The 14261-nt window shown below is 45.6% G+C and carries 16 protein-coding genes, 2 tRNA genes and 2 rRNA genes (1 of these 20 only partly in view); 3 read left to right on the forward strand and 17 right to left on the reverse strand.

Going from position 1 to position 14261, the window contains the following annotated elements; all coding sequences use genetic code 11:
* The 4 genes from M1E03_RS18335 to groES all read right to left on the reverse strand — a co-directional run bounded on the left by M1E03_RS18335 (position 1) and on the right by groES (position 4292).
* Entirely contained in the window at positions 1 to 450 is a 450-nt protein-coding gene (locus M1E03_RS18335) for a YfmQ family protein (protein ID WP_020450370.1), read from the reverse strand.
* Positions 451 to 566: 116 nt separating this feature from the next.
* Complete coding sequence (locus tag M1E03_RS18340) at positions 567 to 1484, reverse strand: VanW family protein (protein ID WP_023855539.1); 918 nt, start codon at positions 1482 to 1484, stop codon at positions 567 to 569.
* Between the two features lie 844 nt (positions 1485 to 2328).
* Positions 2329 to 3963, reverse strand: coding sequence for a chaperonin GroEL (groL, locus tag M1E03_RS18345; protein ID WP_020450334.1), 1635 nt, complete (start codon positions 3961 to 3963; stop codon positions 2329 to 2331).
* Between the two features lie 44 nt (positions 3964 to 4007).
* Positions 4008 to 4292 (reverse strand): co-chaperone GroES, encoded by a 285-nt coding sequence (gene groES / locus M1E03_RS18350; RefSeq protein WP_003179248.1) that lies wholly within the window; start codon positions 4290 to 4292, stop codon positions 4008 to 4010.
* Positions 4293 to 4517: 225 nt separating this feature from the next.
* Here groES and M1E03_RS18355 point away from each other — a divergent pair, with 225 nt between their 5' ends.
* Together M1E03_RS18355 and M1E03_RS18360 are read left to right on the forward strand one after the other, a co-directional pair.
* Positions 4518 to 5252, forward strand: coding sequence for a CPBP family intramembrane glutamic endopeptidase (locus M1E03_RS18355; protein ID WP_128823503.1), 735 nt, complete (start codon positions 4518 to 4520; stop codon positions 5250 to 5252).
* Positions 5252 to 5443, forward strand: a complete 192-nt coding sequence (locus M1E03_RS18360; RefSeq protein ID WP_023855536.1) for a YdiK family protein — start codon at positions 5252 to 5254, stop codon at positions 5441 to 5443. Before M1E03_RS18355 ends, M1E03_RS18360 begins: the two co-directional genes overlap by 1 nt.
* Positions 5444 to 5487: 44 nt before the next feature.
* On the opposite strand, the gene tatC is transcribed toward M1E03_RS18360, so the two are convergent.
* From tatC to moaC, 4 genes are read right to left on the reverse strand one after another with little or no spacing between them, the layout of a single operon-like run.
* Positions 5488 to 6264, reverse strand: a complete 777-nt coding sequence (gene tatC / locus M1E03_RS18365; protein ID WP_020450331.1) for a twin-arginine translocase subunit TatC — start codon at positions 6262 to 6264, stop codon at positions 5488 to 5490.
* Between the two features lie 6 nt (positions 6265 to 6270).
* Positions 6271 to 6444 carry a twin-arginine translocase TatA/TatE family subunit gene (locus tag M1E03_RS18370; protein ID WP_020450330.1) on the reverse strand — a complete coding sequence of 58 codons (174 nt, stop codon included), beginning with the start codon at positions 6442 to 6444 and terminating at the stop codon, positions 6271 to 6273.
* A gap of 38 nt (positions 6445 to 6482) precedes the next feature.
* Entirely contained in the window at positions 6483 to 7127 is a 645-nt protein-coding gene (locus M1E03_RS18375; protein ID WP_020450329.1) for a redox-sensing transcriptional repressor Rex, read from the reverse strand.
* 3 nt (positions 7128 to 7130) lie between these two features.
* Positions 7131 to 7637 (reverse strand): cyclic pyranopterin monophosphate synthase MoaC, encoded by a 507-nt coding sequence (gene moaC, locus M1E03_RS18380; protein WP_048350303.1) that lies wholly within the window; start codon positions 7635 to 7637, stop codon positions 7131 to 7133.
* Positions 7638 to 7783: 146 nt separating this feature from the next.
* On the opposite strand from moaC, the gene M1E03_RS18385 reads away from it, so the two are divergent.
* Positions 7784 to 9709: an ABC-F family ATP-binding cassette domain-containing protein gene (locus M1E03_RS18385; RefSeq protein ID WP_039073316.1), complete on the forward strand. Its 1926-nt coding sequence runs from the start codon at positions 7784 to 7786 to the stop codon at positions 9707 to 9709.
* Between the two features lie 239 nt (positions 9710 to 9948).
* Here M1E03_RS18385 and tsaD read toward each other — a convergent pair whose 3' ends face one another.
* The 9 genes from tsaD to M1E03_RS18430 all read right to left on the reverse strand — a co-directional run.
* Positions 9949 to 10974 carry a tRNA (adenosine(37)-N6)-threonylcarbamoyltransferase complex transferase subunit TsaD gene (gene tsaD, locus M1E03_RS18390; RefSeq protein WP_026578976.1) on the reverse strand — a complete coding sequence of 342 codons (1026 nt, stop codon included), beginning with the start codon at positions 10972 to 10974 and terminating at the stop codon, positions 9949 to 9951.
* A complete protein-coding gene (gene rimI, locus M1E03_RS18395) occupies positions 10964 to 11422 on the reverse strand; it encodes a ribosomal protein S18-alanine N-acetyltransferase (protein ID WP_023855532.1) in 459 nt (152 codons plus the stop codon). Before rimI ends, tsaD begins: the two co-directional genes overlap by 11 nt.
* A 12-nt stretch (positions 11423 to 11434) precedes the next feature.
* A complete protein-coding gene (gene tsaB, locus M1E03_RS18400; RefSeq protein WP_020450324.1) occupies positions 11435 to 12124 on the reverse strand; it encodes a tRNA (adenosine(37)-N6)-threonylcarbamoyltransferase complex dimerization subunit type 1 TsaB in 690 nt (229 codons plus the stop codon).
* Positions 12105 to 12581, reverse strand: a complete 477-nt coding sequence (gene tsaE / locus M1E03_RS18405) for a tRNA (adenosine(37)-N6)-threonylcarbamoyltransferase complex ATPase subunit type 1 TsaE (protein WP_020450323.1) — start codon at positions 12579 to 12581, stop codon at positions 12105 to 12107. The genes tsaB and tsaE overlap by 20 nt, the downstream gene beginning before the upstream one ends.
* A gap of 17 nt (positions 12582 to 12598) precedes the next feature.
* On the reverse strand, positions 12599 to 13573 hold the full coding sequence (gene thiL, locus M1E03_RS18410) for a thiamine-phosphate kinase (protein WP_020450322.1): 975 nt from the start codon (positions 13571 to 13573) through the stop codon (positions 12599 to 12601).
* Between the two features lie 195 nt (positions 13574 to 13768).
* A tRNA-Asp gene (locus tag M1E03_RS18415) sits at positions 13769 to 13845 on the reverse strand.
* A 36-nt stretch (positions 13846 to 13881) separates the two neighbouring features.
* Positions 13882 to 13958, reverse strand: a tRNA-Met gene (locus M1E03_RS18420).
* Between the two features lie 12 nt (positions 13959 to 13970).
* Positions 13971 to 14086, reverse strand: a 5S ribosomal RNA gene (gene rrf / locus M1E03_RS18425).
* Positions 14087 to 14219: 133 nt separating this feature from the next.
* A 23S ribosomal RNA gene (locus tag M1E03_RS18430) occupies positions 14220 to 14261 on the reverse strand; it runs 2888 nt beyond the window's last position.

Below are 14261 nucleotides of genomic sequence, written 5' to 3' on the forward strand. Positions count from 1 at the left end.
TTAAACCAAATCCGCCGTTTTGAGCCCCCTGCATTTTTGCAGACCGTCAGAACGCAGACAATAAGCGGCCGTCTTTTTCTTATATTGTTTAACGACGTCTATATGATCATCGTATCTGTAAACCAACAGCTTCACAGCGTTTTTCCCTCTTTTTGTTTCGATAACAAACGGTGTCCCAGCGTTTTTCGGATTTACAAAAAGCGGCTCGTCTCCCGGGTAGATGTAATACCGCTCCATAAATACGGCCTCATTAAAGTTTTGAATAAATTGACTCTTGTCAGATCCCTCTAAACGCTCTCCTCCGAACGTCACTGTAACATTCGCTTCCTCAAGCTTAACATGAACTTGAAATTTGCCGGTCAGCCACTCTACGACACCGCTCGGAAGGCAAGTGACCAATATTTTAAAAAGACTGAAGATAACCAAAAAGGTTACAAAAAGCCATGTCACTCGATCATCTCCTCTTGTCTGAATTTTAAAGATGTCCTTGATTCATCCTATCATACAGGCAAAAGGATTTTATTGTACATTGTGTGAACAAGTGCAGCCCAGATGAACATTCACCTTTAGTGATCCCCGCTCTGATGCTCTTCTTTTGGGATTTCAGAAGGAGCCTTCGGAACTTTCCGCAGCTGATGATTGACCACATCAGAGGAATAAAGTGTAACAACCATCGTTCCTCCATGCCGTTTCGCCCTGATCAAGACCGGCTGGTTATATTTATTTTGAAAGCGCAAATCAGGCCCGCCCCAGCTGACCGTCGCGTCGCGCCCCGGCGGAACATAAGGGACACGCCGGCTGTGGGAATAACGCTGGACGATTTCCAGTCCTGCCCGGTCAACCGCATTAAACAATGTTGACGAAACCTGGCAAATGCCTCCGCCAACCCCTTCAGACAATTCGCCTCTCACGATCACCGGAGCCTTCATATACCCCTTGTCCGGCGTCCTCATACCGACAACTTTGTTAAATGAAAACGTCTCATTAGGAAACACAACATGATTGTCGATCGCTTTTGCCGCGAGTGAAATGTTGTGCGTCCTGCTTTTATTCCCGGAATTAAAATACGTCACATACTGACCGATCCGCTGTGTCCGGATATGGGAAAGCAGTTCGCTGTCCACTTTCGGGTAAATGTTCAATTCAGGCACTTCTATCGTGGACGGACCATCCCCATAAAAATACGCATAAAACTGCTCTCTAACCCCCTTCCTGGAAAGGCTGTAGCCAACCTTGCCGGGAACGATCCTTCCCTGATCATTGATCACGGCGTTGACGGGATCCTTGTGTACTTTCCGCTCAAGCCTGTCAACGAACTCGGCGTATTTTTTATCATCAATCAACGGTGTCCCGGGAAGCGGCATTGTAAAATCTTCACGGTTCACAACGGCCACTTTCTTCCCTTGCTGGGTGATCGTTAAGCTGTCAGAATGTCCCGCAGGCTGCGCTAATAATAAAAGTCCAGTCATCCAAATTTTCAGCATAAGTCGATGTACCTCCCGCTATTAGTATGAACAGGAGATGATATTTGATGTACTGGACGTATGATGCTTTCATGATGATCTATATTTTCGGATTGAAAAGGTACACTAATGGAAAGAAGCTAAAATAAGTAAAAGCATGCATTAAGCCTGTTTATTTTCATTGATTCCTTTTCTTTTTAGCCTGACTAACATTATGGTGGTGGCTATCAGGATTATCAAAAAAGTGATGCCTGAGTACAGGAACCCAACTAGCTCTATGCCATTAAATTTGTACGTCAAATAACTGCCGATAAAAAAGATTGTCCCCAGCAGGGAAAATGAATTCAATCGATTCACAATTTTTTTGACCATTTTTAAAACCCCCATGGTCTTGCGATTTTAATGCCATTTGCACATTTGCCCCAATATCAGATGCAGAATTAGAGGGACATTTATTAAGGCTACTCTTACCAGAGTTCATTCTTCTAGTAATATAAAGTATATGCCCTTCTCTTTGAGAAGGGCATACAATTACTTGTTCTGTTGATTTTCTTTCTTTTCTTTTAAAGTGAGATTTAAAAAGAGAAGAGCCAATAAGATGAAAGCAATGTTCACCAACCAGGACTTCCAGCTGGACGCAGGGTCAGAAATTGTACCGAGCAGATGTATAATAGATGAAAATGATAAAAGCAAAAACATTAGTTTGTTGTGCGACATAATTGTTTAACCTTTCTGTTAAAAATCCAGGTTCCAATTATACCACAATGGATTAAAGTAGTAATTATATGTCATCGCAAGTTAAAATAAAAAGAGGCTCTAAAAAGAGCCTCTTTTCCTTGATATATCAGCGTTTTGGACGCTGGGCTTACATCATTCCACCCATACCGCCCATGCCGCCCATGTCAGGCATTCCTGCGCCGCCTTTGTTTTCTTCAGGCTTGTCGGCAACAACTGCTTCAGTTGTCAGGAACATAGCCGCTACAGATGCTGCGTTTTGCAGAGCTGAGCGTGTTACTTTTGTAGGGTCAACGATACCTTTGTCGATCATGTTCACCCATTCGCCTGTTGCAGCGTTGTAGCCTACACCAATAGCTTCGCCTTTCAGGCGCTCAACGATGACAGATCCTTCAAGACCCGCATTGTGCGCGATTTGACGGATTGGTTCTTCAAGAGCGCGAAGAACGATGTTGATACCAGTCAGTTCGTCGCCTTCAGCTTCAAGGGCAGCTACTTTATTGTAAACATTGACAAGAGCTGTACCACCGCCTGATACGATTCCTTCTTCTACCGCAGCGCGAGTAGAGTTCAGGGCGTCTTCGATGCGAAGCTTGCGTTCTTTCAATTCTGTTTCAGTCGCAGCGCCGACTTTGATGACAGCTACGCCGCCTGCAAGCTTAGCTAGGCGCTCTTGTAATTTTTCTTTATCGAACTCAGAAGTTGTTTCTTCAACTTGAGCGCGGATTTGGTTGACGCGTGCCGCGATTTGCTCTGTATCTCCCGCACCTTCAACGATTGTTGTGTTTTCTTTTGTCACAACAACTTTAGAAGCGCGTCCCAATTGGTTGATTTGAGTTGATTTAAGGTCAAGACCTAAATCTTCTGTGATCACTTCGGCACCTGTCAGGATAGAGATGTCTTCGAGCATCGCTTTGCGGCGGTCTCCGAATCCAGGCGCTTTAACAGCCACTGCGTTGAATGTTCCGCGAAGCTTGTTGACAACCAATGTTGCAAGAGCTTCACCTTCAACGTCTTCAGCAATCAGAAGCAACGGTTTGCCTTGCTGAACAACTTGCTCAAGCACCGGCAGGATTTCTTGAATGTTTGTGATTTTTTTGTCTGTTACTAAGATGTACGGGTTCTCAAGAACCGCTTCCATCTTATCGGAATCTGTCACCATGTAAGGAGACGCATATCCGCGGTCGAACTGCATACCTTCAACCACTTCAAGCTCTGTTGTGAATCCTTTTGATTCTTCGATCGTGATGACACCGTCGTTGCCGACGCGCTCCATCGCTTCAGCGATCAGGCTTCCGACTTCTTCGTCAGCAGCGGAGATTGAAGCAACTTGTGCGATTGATTCTTTGCCTTCGATTGGTTTGGAGATTTCTTTCAGGCTTTCAACCGCTACAGCCACAGCCTGCTCGATACCTTTGCGCACGCCTACAGGGTTAGCGCCGGCAGTTACGTTTTTAAGACCTTCGCGAATCATCGCTTGAGCTAGAACTGTCGCTGTTGTTGTACCGTCACCGGCAACATCGTTTGTTTTGCTCGCAACTTCAGCAACAAGCTTTGCGCCCATGTTTTCGAACGCGTCTTCAAGCTCGATTTCTTTCGCGATGGTAACACCGTCGTTTGTGATTAATGGAGAACCGAATTTTTTCTCAAGAACGACGTTGCGTCCTTTAGGTCCCAAAGTTACCTTTACAGCATCCGCCAATGCATCTACACCGCGCAGCATTGAACGGCGGGCTTCTTCGCTAAACTTAATATCTTTTGCCATGTTATTCGAACCTCCTATATAATTGTCTCGTTTTTATTTATGACTTAGCCGATAACAGCTAAAATGTCGCTTTCACGCAAGATTAAGTAGTCAGTACCTTCATATTTCACTTCGGTACCTGCATATTTTGAGAAGATGATGCGGTCGCCTGTTTTAACTTCTAATGCAACGCGCTCTCCGCTCTCTAACACACGGCCTGAACCGGCTGCAACCACTTTACCCTCTTGTGGTTTTTCTTTTGCGGAGTCAGGAAGTACGATTCCGCTGGCAGTTTTTTCTTCAGACTCAACGAGCTCAATGACAACGCGATCACCTAATGGCTTTAACAATGAAACAACCTCCTCAATATTTTCATATGTAATTTTAGCACTCGCACTAGGTGAGTGCTAACACAATTCTTATAATAAAGAATCTCCCAGGCAATTTCAAGTGATAAGGTCAAATTTTTTTGCGCTTACATTTCTCCGCATGTCCTTATCATCCTATAATTTAAAAAGAGTGTGTTACAATAAACATAGTCTGAATTAGATTTTTAGAAAAGGAGTACATAAAGCTTGAGAAAACAATACTGGTTTATTATATTGGCATACGTTCTCATGCAATTGTCGGCCGCTGTCGGCTTGCCTCTTCTTTACTTTTTGGGAGTGGGCAAAGGACAGCCAAAGGCTGAAGCCCAGCTTACATTGACAGGCGTCTGGTCTGTCATCGCGTTTACCCTCTGTCTCGTTATCGTGCTGCTGATTTTGCGGACGGTGCCGAAGACGACGCTTCGCAACCGCCCGAAAGCATCGGTTGGAGCGTCAATCGGATGGGCGGTAGCCGGCGTTTTTCTCGCTTTGTTTTCGCAGTCAATTGCCGCTTCGATCGAAATGTACTTGTTCGGGGTCAACCCGGAATCGGAAAATACGCAGCGGATCATGGAAATCATCACCGCATTGCCGCTGATGGTGTTTGTCTCTTCTGTATTCGGACCGATTCTTGAAGAAATCATTTTCAGAAAGATCATTTTCGGTGCAATCTATGAGAAAACGAATTTTTTCATTGCCGCTTTGTTCAGTTCGGTGCTCTTCTCGGTCGTCCATTTGGATTTCAGCCATCTGCTCATTTATACAGCAATGGGATTCACATTCTCCTTTTTATATGTCAGAACCAACCGGATTATCGTGCCTATTTTCGCCCATGTCGCCATGAATACGCTCGTCGTCTTACTGCAGACATTCCGGGAGCCTATTGAAGAATATTTGAAACACGCCGAGAAAATGCAAATGATTATTGGAGGATTTCTATGATGAGAAGCCCTAAATTCTGGGGAGCGATTTATTTATTAACGGGTGTGCTGTTTACATATCTGGCGGCAACCTCGCCCGGAAGCATGTGGTCTTTTTACACGATCCTGCTGATGCTTTTCGCAGCCTATAATATCAGCATTTCCTTTAAAATGTTCGCCCTGGCCGGCAAGATGAAACGAAAAGATCAATAGCCTTTTTTGTGAAGGAAAAGAGCCATTCTGAAAAAGAATGGCTCTTATTTTGTATGGTCGTTCAAAAACGCTTGATTTTCCTCTTGAATCATTGTTTTTTGCGCCTGCCTGTAGGATATTCTTGAAATCACGATACTGATTTCATAAAGAATGAGCAATGGCACTGAGACCATTAAATGCGACAAAAGCTCAGGCGGTGTAATGAGGGCCGCGATGACGAACAACACAAAATATGCGTATTTTCTGATTTTCGCCAAAAACATCGGCGTCACGAGGCCGAGCCTTGTGATAAACATGATGACCACAGGCATCTGAAACAATAAGCCAAAAGGAAGCGTCAACTGAAGCAGAAACTGAAAATATTCGTGTATTCCGATGACCTGGTTGACATTCAGATCATCTGAGACTCTCGTCATAAAGTCCACGACAAACGGAAATAAAATAAAGTAAGAAAAGGCAATGCCGCCTAAAAAAAGAATAATCGATATCGGAATATAGCTGAGCGTCACTTTTCGTTCCTTTTCATACAGCCCCGGGCTGATGAAAGCCCACAGCTGGTATAAAACAAGCGGCGAAGTCAAGACGGCGCCGATGATGAAAGCGAACTGCACGTACACAAATAAAGGATCGGTCAGCTTGAACGCGTTGAGCGTCAGCAGCTTCGCTTCATCCGTCTGCTGCAGATAGATAATCAGCGGCTTTGCCAATAAAAAGCCTGCCGCAACAAATAAAACAAAAAAGAAAAAAGTGATCACAAGCCGTCTGCGTAGTTCTGTGATATGTTCTATCAGCGACATTTCTCTTTCCTTCATAAATGTCATCCTATCCTACTGATCTTCTTTCTTTTTATCGGAATCGTCGTCAGCCAAACCTTTTGTCGCATTCTTAAACTCCCTCAGCGTGTTTCCCGCTGCTCTTCCCAGCTCGGGAAGTTTTTTCGGGCCGAATATCAAAAGCGCCACCACGACAATTAAAATAAAGCTTCCAGGACCGATTGGCATAAAGCCTGCCCCCTTTCCTTTATTTTTCGTTTTCCGTTTTACTTTTCCTGCATTGAATAATGTTTCATGAAATACACCAGCGACTGAAGTTCAACCGCCAAATCTATATGATGAATGCGAATGTGTTCCGGCACATTCAAGCGGGCCGGCGTGAAATTAAGAATGCCTTTAATGCCAAGCTCCACCAGCCTGTCTGTAATCGACTGTGCGGCTTGAGCCGGTACCGTCAAAATGGCGACGGGGATATCATCCGTCATATGCTCTTCAAGTCTATTCAGATCATAGACGGGAACACCGCCGACCTCGGTTCCGATTTTTTCCTCATTGATGTCAAACGCCATGGCGATTTTTGTATTATTATTTTTGATAAAATTGTAATGGAGAAAGGCTGTCCCCAAATTCCCCACGCCAATGAGCGTTACGTTCGTCATTTCATCCTGATCAAGCGTCTTTCTGAAAAAGGACAGCAAATAATTGACATTGTAGCCGTATCCTTTTTTTCCGAGCGCGCCGAAGTACGAGAAGTCCCTGCGGATGGTCGCAGAATCGACTTTGACGGCATCGCTCAGCTCAGCGGAAGATACACGCTGTTTTCCGGATGCATGAAGGTTTTTTAAAAAACGATAATATAATGGCAACCGTTTCGCTGTCGCTTGCGGAATTTTTGAATGATCCATGTTCATAAACTAATCCTCCATGTCTACATCAGCTTTTTCCCTTTTATAGTCACCGTTTTTCCCGCCTGTCTTTTCGAGAAGAAAGGTCGGTCCTATCACCATTCCCTTATCCGCCGCTTTGCACATGTCATATACGGTCAGCGCACATACGGAGGCCGAAGTTAACGCTTCCATTTCCACACCTGTGCTCCCTTTGGTCTTCACTTTAGATTGAATATGCAGGATGCTCTTCTGTTCTTTCTCCTCCCAGCGAAAGGCGATGTCGACTCCTTTCAGAGCGATCGGATGGCACATCGGGATGATGGCGGATGTCTGTTTTGCGGCCATGATTCCGGCCACTTGCGCCACCGACAATACATCGCCTTTTCCGATTTCCCGGTTTTTGATTTTTTCATGTACTGTTCGATTCATAGACACGCTTGAAACAGCCGCAGCTGTGCGTACTGAAGCTTCCTTTTCGCTTATATCAACCATCTTGGCTCTGCCTTGTTCATTAAAATGTGTAAACTCATTCATGTTCTGAACTCTCCTTATAACGATCATACACTATTTTTTTCATTCTGTCTTTTTCTTTGGCTAAAATCTTCCAGACTTCACTTAATTGTTTGCTGACTGCGCAGTGATAGGCTACACTTAAAATAGCAGACAAGAGGTGAAAGATCATGATGATTTTACAAGTGAACCAACTTTCAAAATCGTTTGGAGCCGATACGATTTTAACGAATATAAAACTCGAAGTCAGATCTCGGGACCGGATTGCGATCGTCGGACGCAACGGCGCCGGAAAATCGACTCTTCTAAAGATTATCGCAGGAAAACTTTCATATGAAAAGGGGGACATCATCAAGCCGAAAGATTTGACGATGGGCTACCTTGACCAGCATTCCGGCCTCGATTCCAAGCTGACGCTCAAAGAGGAATTGCTGTCGGTATTTGATTTTCTAAAAAAAATGGAAAAAGAAATGCGCGCGATCGAGGAAAAGATGGCGCAGGCCGGACCGGACATGCTTGAATCATTGATGAAGACGTATGACAGGCTTCAGCAGGAGTTCAAGGACAAAGGCGGCTACCAATATGAGGCAGAGGTCAGATCCGTCATGCACGGGCTCGGCTTTGCGGGGTTTGACGACTCCGTCCGCGTCCAGGACTTAAGCGGAGGTCAAAAAACAAGGCTTGCCCTCGGAAAAATGCTTTTGACAAAACCCGACCTCCTCATTTTGGACGAACCGACAAACCACTTGGATATCGATACCCTGACATGGCTTGAACAATATTTGCAAAATTACAGCGGAGCGATTTTAATCGTTTCCCATGACAGGTACTTTCTTGACAAAGTGGTTACCCAAGTTTACGAGATCAGCCGGTCCCAAAGCAAAAAATATACCGGGAACTACAGCTCTTATCTCCAATTAAAAGCCGAACAGCTGGAAAAGGAAACAAAGCTTTATGAAAAGCAGCAGGACGAAATCGCCAAGCTGCAGGAGTTCGTCGACCGGAATCTGGCCAGAGCTTCGACGACGAAACGGGCGCAGAGCAGACGAAAGCAGCTTGAACGGATGGAGATCATGGATAAACCGCTCGGAGATGAAAAGTCGGCGTCTTTCCGCTTTGAAATTACAAGGCAAAGCGGAAACGATGTACTGCGGGTGGAAGACTTGACAGTAAGCTATCAGGAGCAGCCCCCGCTGCTCCGTTCATTGAACTTTCGCATTACCCGCGGGGAAAGCGTTGCACTGGTCGGACCGAACGGAATCGGCAAGTCAACCCTTTTAAAAGCATTGATTCAAAAGCTGCAGCCGGTATCGGGAACAATCGCGACAGGCTCCCATGTCTCAATCGGCTACTATGACCAGGAACAGGCTGAATTGACGTCGTCAAAACGCGTGCTTGACGAGCTTTGGGACGATTATCCGGAAATGAATGAAAAGGATATCCGGACCTGCCTCGGCAACTTCCTGTTTTCGGGAGAAGACGTATTAAAACCTGTACACGCGTTAAGCGGCGGCGAAAAAGCAAGGCTTGCCCTCGCCAAGCTGATGCTCCAAAAAGCGAACTTCCTTATTCTTGATGAGCCGACAAACCATCTCGACCTGGACAGCAAGGAAGTCTTGGAGAACGCTTTGATCGATTACCCGGGAACGATATTATTTGTGTCCCATGACCGCTATTTTATCAACCGGATCGCGACAAAAGTACTGGAGCTTTCCCGCGACAAAGCAGAAGAATATTTAGGCGACTACGATTATTACACAGAAAAAAAAGCGCAGCAGCTTGAACTGAAAGAACTAGAAAAACAGACGGAAGAGCATCAGAAAAACGCTTCCGAAAAACCTGGCGCAAAAAAGAGCTATGAGGAAGAAAAAGAGCTGAAAAGAAAAGAACGCCAGCGGCAGCGAAGGATTGAAGAAATCGAAACAAGAATTACGGACATTGAAGAACAGATCGAAAAAAATGAGGAGCTCCTGTGTGACCCCGCCGTCTTCCAAGACCATGAGAAGGTCCAGGAAATCCACTCTGAAAATGAACGGCTGAATGAGGAGCTTGAACAACTGTTAACAGAATGGGAAACACTCTCTACAAATGAATAAAGGATGAACCGCTCCACGCCGGAGCGGTTTTTTTGTCCACAAATAAAATCCTTTATTTAAAAGAAAGAAAGCGTTTTACCCACAATATCCACAAAAAACATAATATTTATACACATTATTAACAGGTAAAAAAGGTCTGTAAATTAAGGTTTTTAACATTATACACAAGACTGTGGATATATGTTAATAACCTGTTAATAACTATTCCCGGGCAAAAAAACCTCACAGAGCGTGAGGTTTTAATAAGACGTCAGATCTAAGCCAGGCTGACCGTTCATATCATATTTTCCTCTGATTCCTTTTTCAAAAGCAACCGTACCTGCGGCGGCAATCATCGCGGCATTGTCCGTACACAGCGAAAGCGGCGGGATCAAAAGCTCAATCTCCGGATGGCTGCTGAACGTTTTTTCAAGCGCCGCTCTCAACCCTTTGTTTGCAGCAACTCCTCCGGCAAGCAGCACCTGTTTGACGCCATAAGCTTTCGCAGCGCGTTCCGTTTTTGTGACGAGGACATCAATGACGCTTTCCTGAAAGCTGGCTGACAAATCTTCCGGAGCTATCGTTTCACCTTTTTGTGAAGCGTTGTGAAGCGTGTTGATGACTGCAGACTTCAATCCGCTGAAGCTGAAATGATAAGAGCCTTCTTCAAGCCATGCGCGCGGCAGCGGCACATTTGCCTCGCCTTTTTGCGCAAGTTTGTCAATGTGAGGTCCTCCCGGATAAGGAAGCCCCATCGTTCTCGCCACTTTGTCATAGGCTTCGCCTGCCGCATCGTCGAGCGTCTCTCCGATGACTTCAAATGAGCCGTGCTCTTTCATATACACGAGTTCGGTGTGGCCGCCTGAGACGACAAGGGCAATCGCCGGAAATTGAATGTCCTGAACAAGTCTGTTGGCATAGATGTGACCGGCAATGTGATGAATGCCTACGAGTGGTATGCCCCGGGCAAAACTGAGCGCTTTCGCGGCATTCACGCCGATCAATAAAGCGCCGACAAGCCCCGGTCCTTCCGTTACTGCGATGGCATCAATGTCATCAAATGTCATGTCCGCTTGTGCAAAGGCTTCCTCAAGCACGATCGTCATCTGTTCCACGTGATGCCTTGATGCGATCTCGGGAACAACGCCGCCAAACCGTTTATGACTTTCGATTTGCGACGCTACGACATTTGAAATGATATCCGTTCCGTTTTTGACAATCGCGGCGGCCGTCTCATCACAGCTTGTTTCGATTCCTAATACATACAGATCTTTTTTATGATTCATTTAGTCTCACCCACATTAATAATGCATCTTCCCCATTATCGGTATAATAATTTTTACGAATTCCTCCCGGCTCAAAGCCGAGCTTTTTGTATAAGCTTTGTGCAATATGATTCGATACCCTTACCTCTAAAGAAAGCTGAACCGCCTTTTTCATCCGGCAAAGCTTCATCGCGGCTTTCAAAAGAGCTTCTCCTAAACGGCGGCCCCGATATGCAGGTGAAACGGCAATGTTGGTGATCTGGGCATCATCCATGACGATCCAAATCCCGCAGTAGCCGACAACTTGCTCCTCAACTTCGAGAACGAGGTAATGAGCATACATATTGTGAAAAAGCTCATGATGAAAAGATTCTTTTTTCCACGGAGAAGAAAAAGAGCTTTTTTCAATTTCAAAAACCTGGTCCAAATCTTTTGGATTCATATCGCGTATGACCATTTGCGTGTTCATGGCTTCACCCGTTTACTTTTGTTTTTCAAGCCAGACGGCCTCGGCTTCGGCCAGACGAATATAGTTTGGAACAACGCTGTGCACAGGCTCGGCCTCTTTAAGTTCTCCGATTAAAGCCAATTCTGAAGGTCGTGGAAGCTGCAGGGCAGGGCCAGCAATGACCGCTTGTTCACCGAGAATCTGTTCGATCATCTCCTGATGAATCTCTGTGTCACTTCCTATGAAAAGGACTTGCTGATCCATGGCTTTCAGTTTTTTAAGCCAATCCTCAAGCAGAATGTTTTGGTCCTCTTCCAAGCCATGCAGTTTACCGTCCCTATACTGGTATAGTCCCGTATAAACCTGACCGCGTCTGGCATCAAACAACGGACAAATCAAGCCTTGGAAAAAACGGCCGTTTGCCGCCAGCACTTCAAGGCTTGAAACGGTTTTAATCGGAATATTTAATGACCATGCAAGCGTTTTTGCAATCGTAACACCGATCCGCACGCCTGTATATGAACCCGGACCTTTGGCAACTGCAATTTGGGTCAGGTCATTCGGCTCTAAACCGCACTCTTTAAGGAGTTCGTCGATCGCCGGCATAGCTCTGACTGAATGGTTTTTCTTTAAGTGGGATATATGCTCGGCTATCACTTTTCCGTCTTTAACTAATGCCACGCCGAGCGTTAAATTGGATGTATCAATCGCAAGTATCGTCATGTTTGCTGATCTCCTCGCAAAGATTTTCGTAGCGGCTGCCTTTAGGGGTAAAGGTCAGCTTTCGTTCATCATCGCCAAGCCGCTTAATGACCACCTCTAGGCGCTCTTTCGGAAGCTGCTCCTCAATCAAATGCGCCCATTCCACAAGGCAGACGCCGTCTCCCTCAAAATATTCATCTAATCCGAGATCTTCCGTTTCATCTTCCATTCTGTAAACATCCATATGAAACAGCGGAAGAGAGCCGTCCCGGTATTCTTTGATAATGGTAAAAGTCGGGCTGCTGACAACCCGCTTGATTCCGAGCCCTTCGGCAAATCCTTTTGTAAAAGTCGTTTTGCCTGCTCCAAGGTCGCCCTCCAATGTGATGACATCACCGGGCAGAACATACTTTGCTGCCAGTCTGGCAATGTTTTTTGTCTCTTCAGGCTCTGTCGTTTTCCACTCTAACGTTTTCACTTTACTTGTCACCTGTCTTATTTAAAATGGTTATATCCTTTTTTTTCGAGAAGAACGCGGTCCTGTCCATTATGATAAAACACGTCCGCCTGCCCTTGTTGTGTGACGCGGCCGATTTGATAAACCGGCACATGACGTTCAGAGCATTCCTGACTAAAACGTTCCCATTGATCATTAGAAATCGTACCGACGAGTTCAAAATCCTCGCCGCCGAAAAGGACCCACTCTTCCCATTTTGTGTGCAGTGTATGTAAATCCGAATGGACCGGAATCATCTCTTTATATATGTCAATGGAAACACGGCTCGCTTCGGCAATTTCATTTAATTCGCTGGCAAGCCCGTCGCTGATATCATTAAGTGCCACATGATGATAGCCTGAACAGAGCAAACCTGCCTCAACCCTCGGCAAAGGCCTCTTGTGCCGCTCTATAAAATATTGAGACTGCTTCTCGTCTTTCATCTCTGCTTGGCCCAATATAAAAGCCAGACCGGCAGCAGATGAGCCAAGTTCTCCCGTCACAAAAACGACATCCCCGGGTTCGGCATGGCTTCTTAAACAAGTTCTGCCCTTTTCAATCTCGCCGATTACTGTTACGGTCAAAACGAGCGGCCCGTTGGCAGATACGGTGTCACCGCCGATTAAGTCCATTTGATATAGTGTCGCCAGTTTATTCATTTCTTCATACATGGCTTCAATATCCACCGCGTGCCAGCCGGAAGGAACAGCAATGGACACAAGATAATACTTGGGGCTGCCTCCCATCGCGGCAATATCACTAATATTCACAGCCAATGCTTTATATCCGATATCGGCAGGCGATGAATGGGATGATAAAAAATGAATACCGTCGACCATCGTATCGACCGCAACAATCTCCTGATAACCGTTCTTTGTATGATAAACAGCGGCATCGTCCCCAATACCGATCTCTATTTCTCGGTGAAAAAGCGAACGGGGCGTAATCCTTTGAATCAATTCAAATTCGTCCATAAGATCATTTGCTCCTTTGCTGTTGCAACCAATCAAAACACTATCATTAGTTTATCGAATTCTCACCAATTATCCAAGAAATAAAGAAACTCGGCAAACATTGTGAAAAACGCCGATGAAGCCAAGTTTTCAGCATAGACCTGAAAGAAGACATAAAAAAAACGAAAACCTCAAAGATTTCGTTTGTGTACAACATGGCGGTCCGGACGGGACTCGAACCCGCGACCTCCTGCGTGACAGGCAGGCATTCTAACCAACTGAACTACCGGACCACTTTTTATTTATTTTCTTTGTATGGAAATTAGATTTGGTTGCGGGGGCAGGATTTGAACCTGCGACCTTCGGGTTATGAGCCCGACGAGCTACCGAACTGCTCCACCCCGCGATAATATAAACAGCTTGGCGGCGTCCTACTCTCACAGGGGGAATCCCCCAACTACCATCGGCGCTGAAGAGCTTAACTTCCGTGTTCGGCATGGGAACGGGTGTGACCTCTTCGCTATCGCCACCAAACTATTGCCTTCAGGACGAAGGTACTGGGCGTTCCTCACAGGATGTGAGGGCCTTTAGCCGAGTTTCCTTGCCTTTGGCTTTCTGAGAGGTGTTCTCTCAAAACTAGATAACGGTCAGACAATTCACAAACATTTAGGTTAAGTCCTCGATCGATTAGTATCTGTCAGCTCCATGT

It is taken from the genome of Bacillus sp. PK6-013, assembly GCF_054161445.1.

Bases quoted from the DNA above. Each gene is read 5' to 3' on its own strand.
- M1E03_RS18340 (WP_023855539.1), bottom strand. From the start codon at position 1,484: ATGCTGAAAATTTGGATGACTGGACTTTTATTATTAGCGCAGCCTGCG.
- groL (WP_020450334.1), bottom strand. From the start codon at position 3,963: ATGGCAAAAGATATTAAGTTTAGCGAAGAAGCCCGCCGTTCAATGCTG.
- M1E03_RS18360 (WP_023855536.1), top strand. From the start codon at position 5,252: ATGAGAAGCCCTAAATTCTGGGGAGCGATTTATTTATTAACGGGTGTG.
- tatC (WP_020450331.1), bottom strand. From the start codon at position 6,264: ATGACATTTATGAAGGAAAGAGAAATGTCGCTGATAGAACATATCACA.
- M1E03_RS18370 (WP_020450330.1), bottom strand. From the start codon at position 6,444: ATGCCAATCGGTCCTGGAAGCTTTATTTTAATTGTCGTGGTGGCGCTT.
- M1E03_RS18375 (WP_020450329.1), bottom strand. From the start codon at position 7,127: ATGAACATGGATCATTCAAAAATTCCGCAAGCGACAGCGAAACGGTTG.
- moaC (WP_048350303.1), bottom strand. From the start codon at position 7,637: ATGAATGAGTTTACACATTTTAATGAACAAGGCAGAGCCAAGATGGTT.
- M1E03_RS18385 (WP_039073316.1), top strand. From the start codon at position 7,784: ATGATGATTTTACAAGTGAACCAACTTTCAAAATCGTTTGGAGCCGAT.
- tsaD (WP_026578976.1), bottom strand. From the start codon at position 10,974: ATGAATCATAAAAAAGATCTGTATGTATTAGGAATCGAAACAAGCTGT.
- rimI (WP_023855532.1), bottom strand. From the start codon at position 11,422: ATGAACACGCAAATGGTCATACGCGATATGAATCCAAAAGATTTGGAC.
- tsaB (WP_020450324.1), bottom strand. From the start codon at position 12,124: ATGACGATACTTGCGATTGATACATCCAATTTAACGCTCGGCGTGGCA.
- thiL (WP_020450322.1), bottom strand. From the start codon at position 13,573: ATGGACGAATTTGAATTGATTCAAAGGATTACGCCCCGTTCGCTTTTT.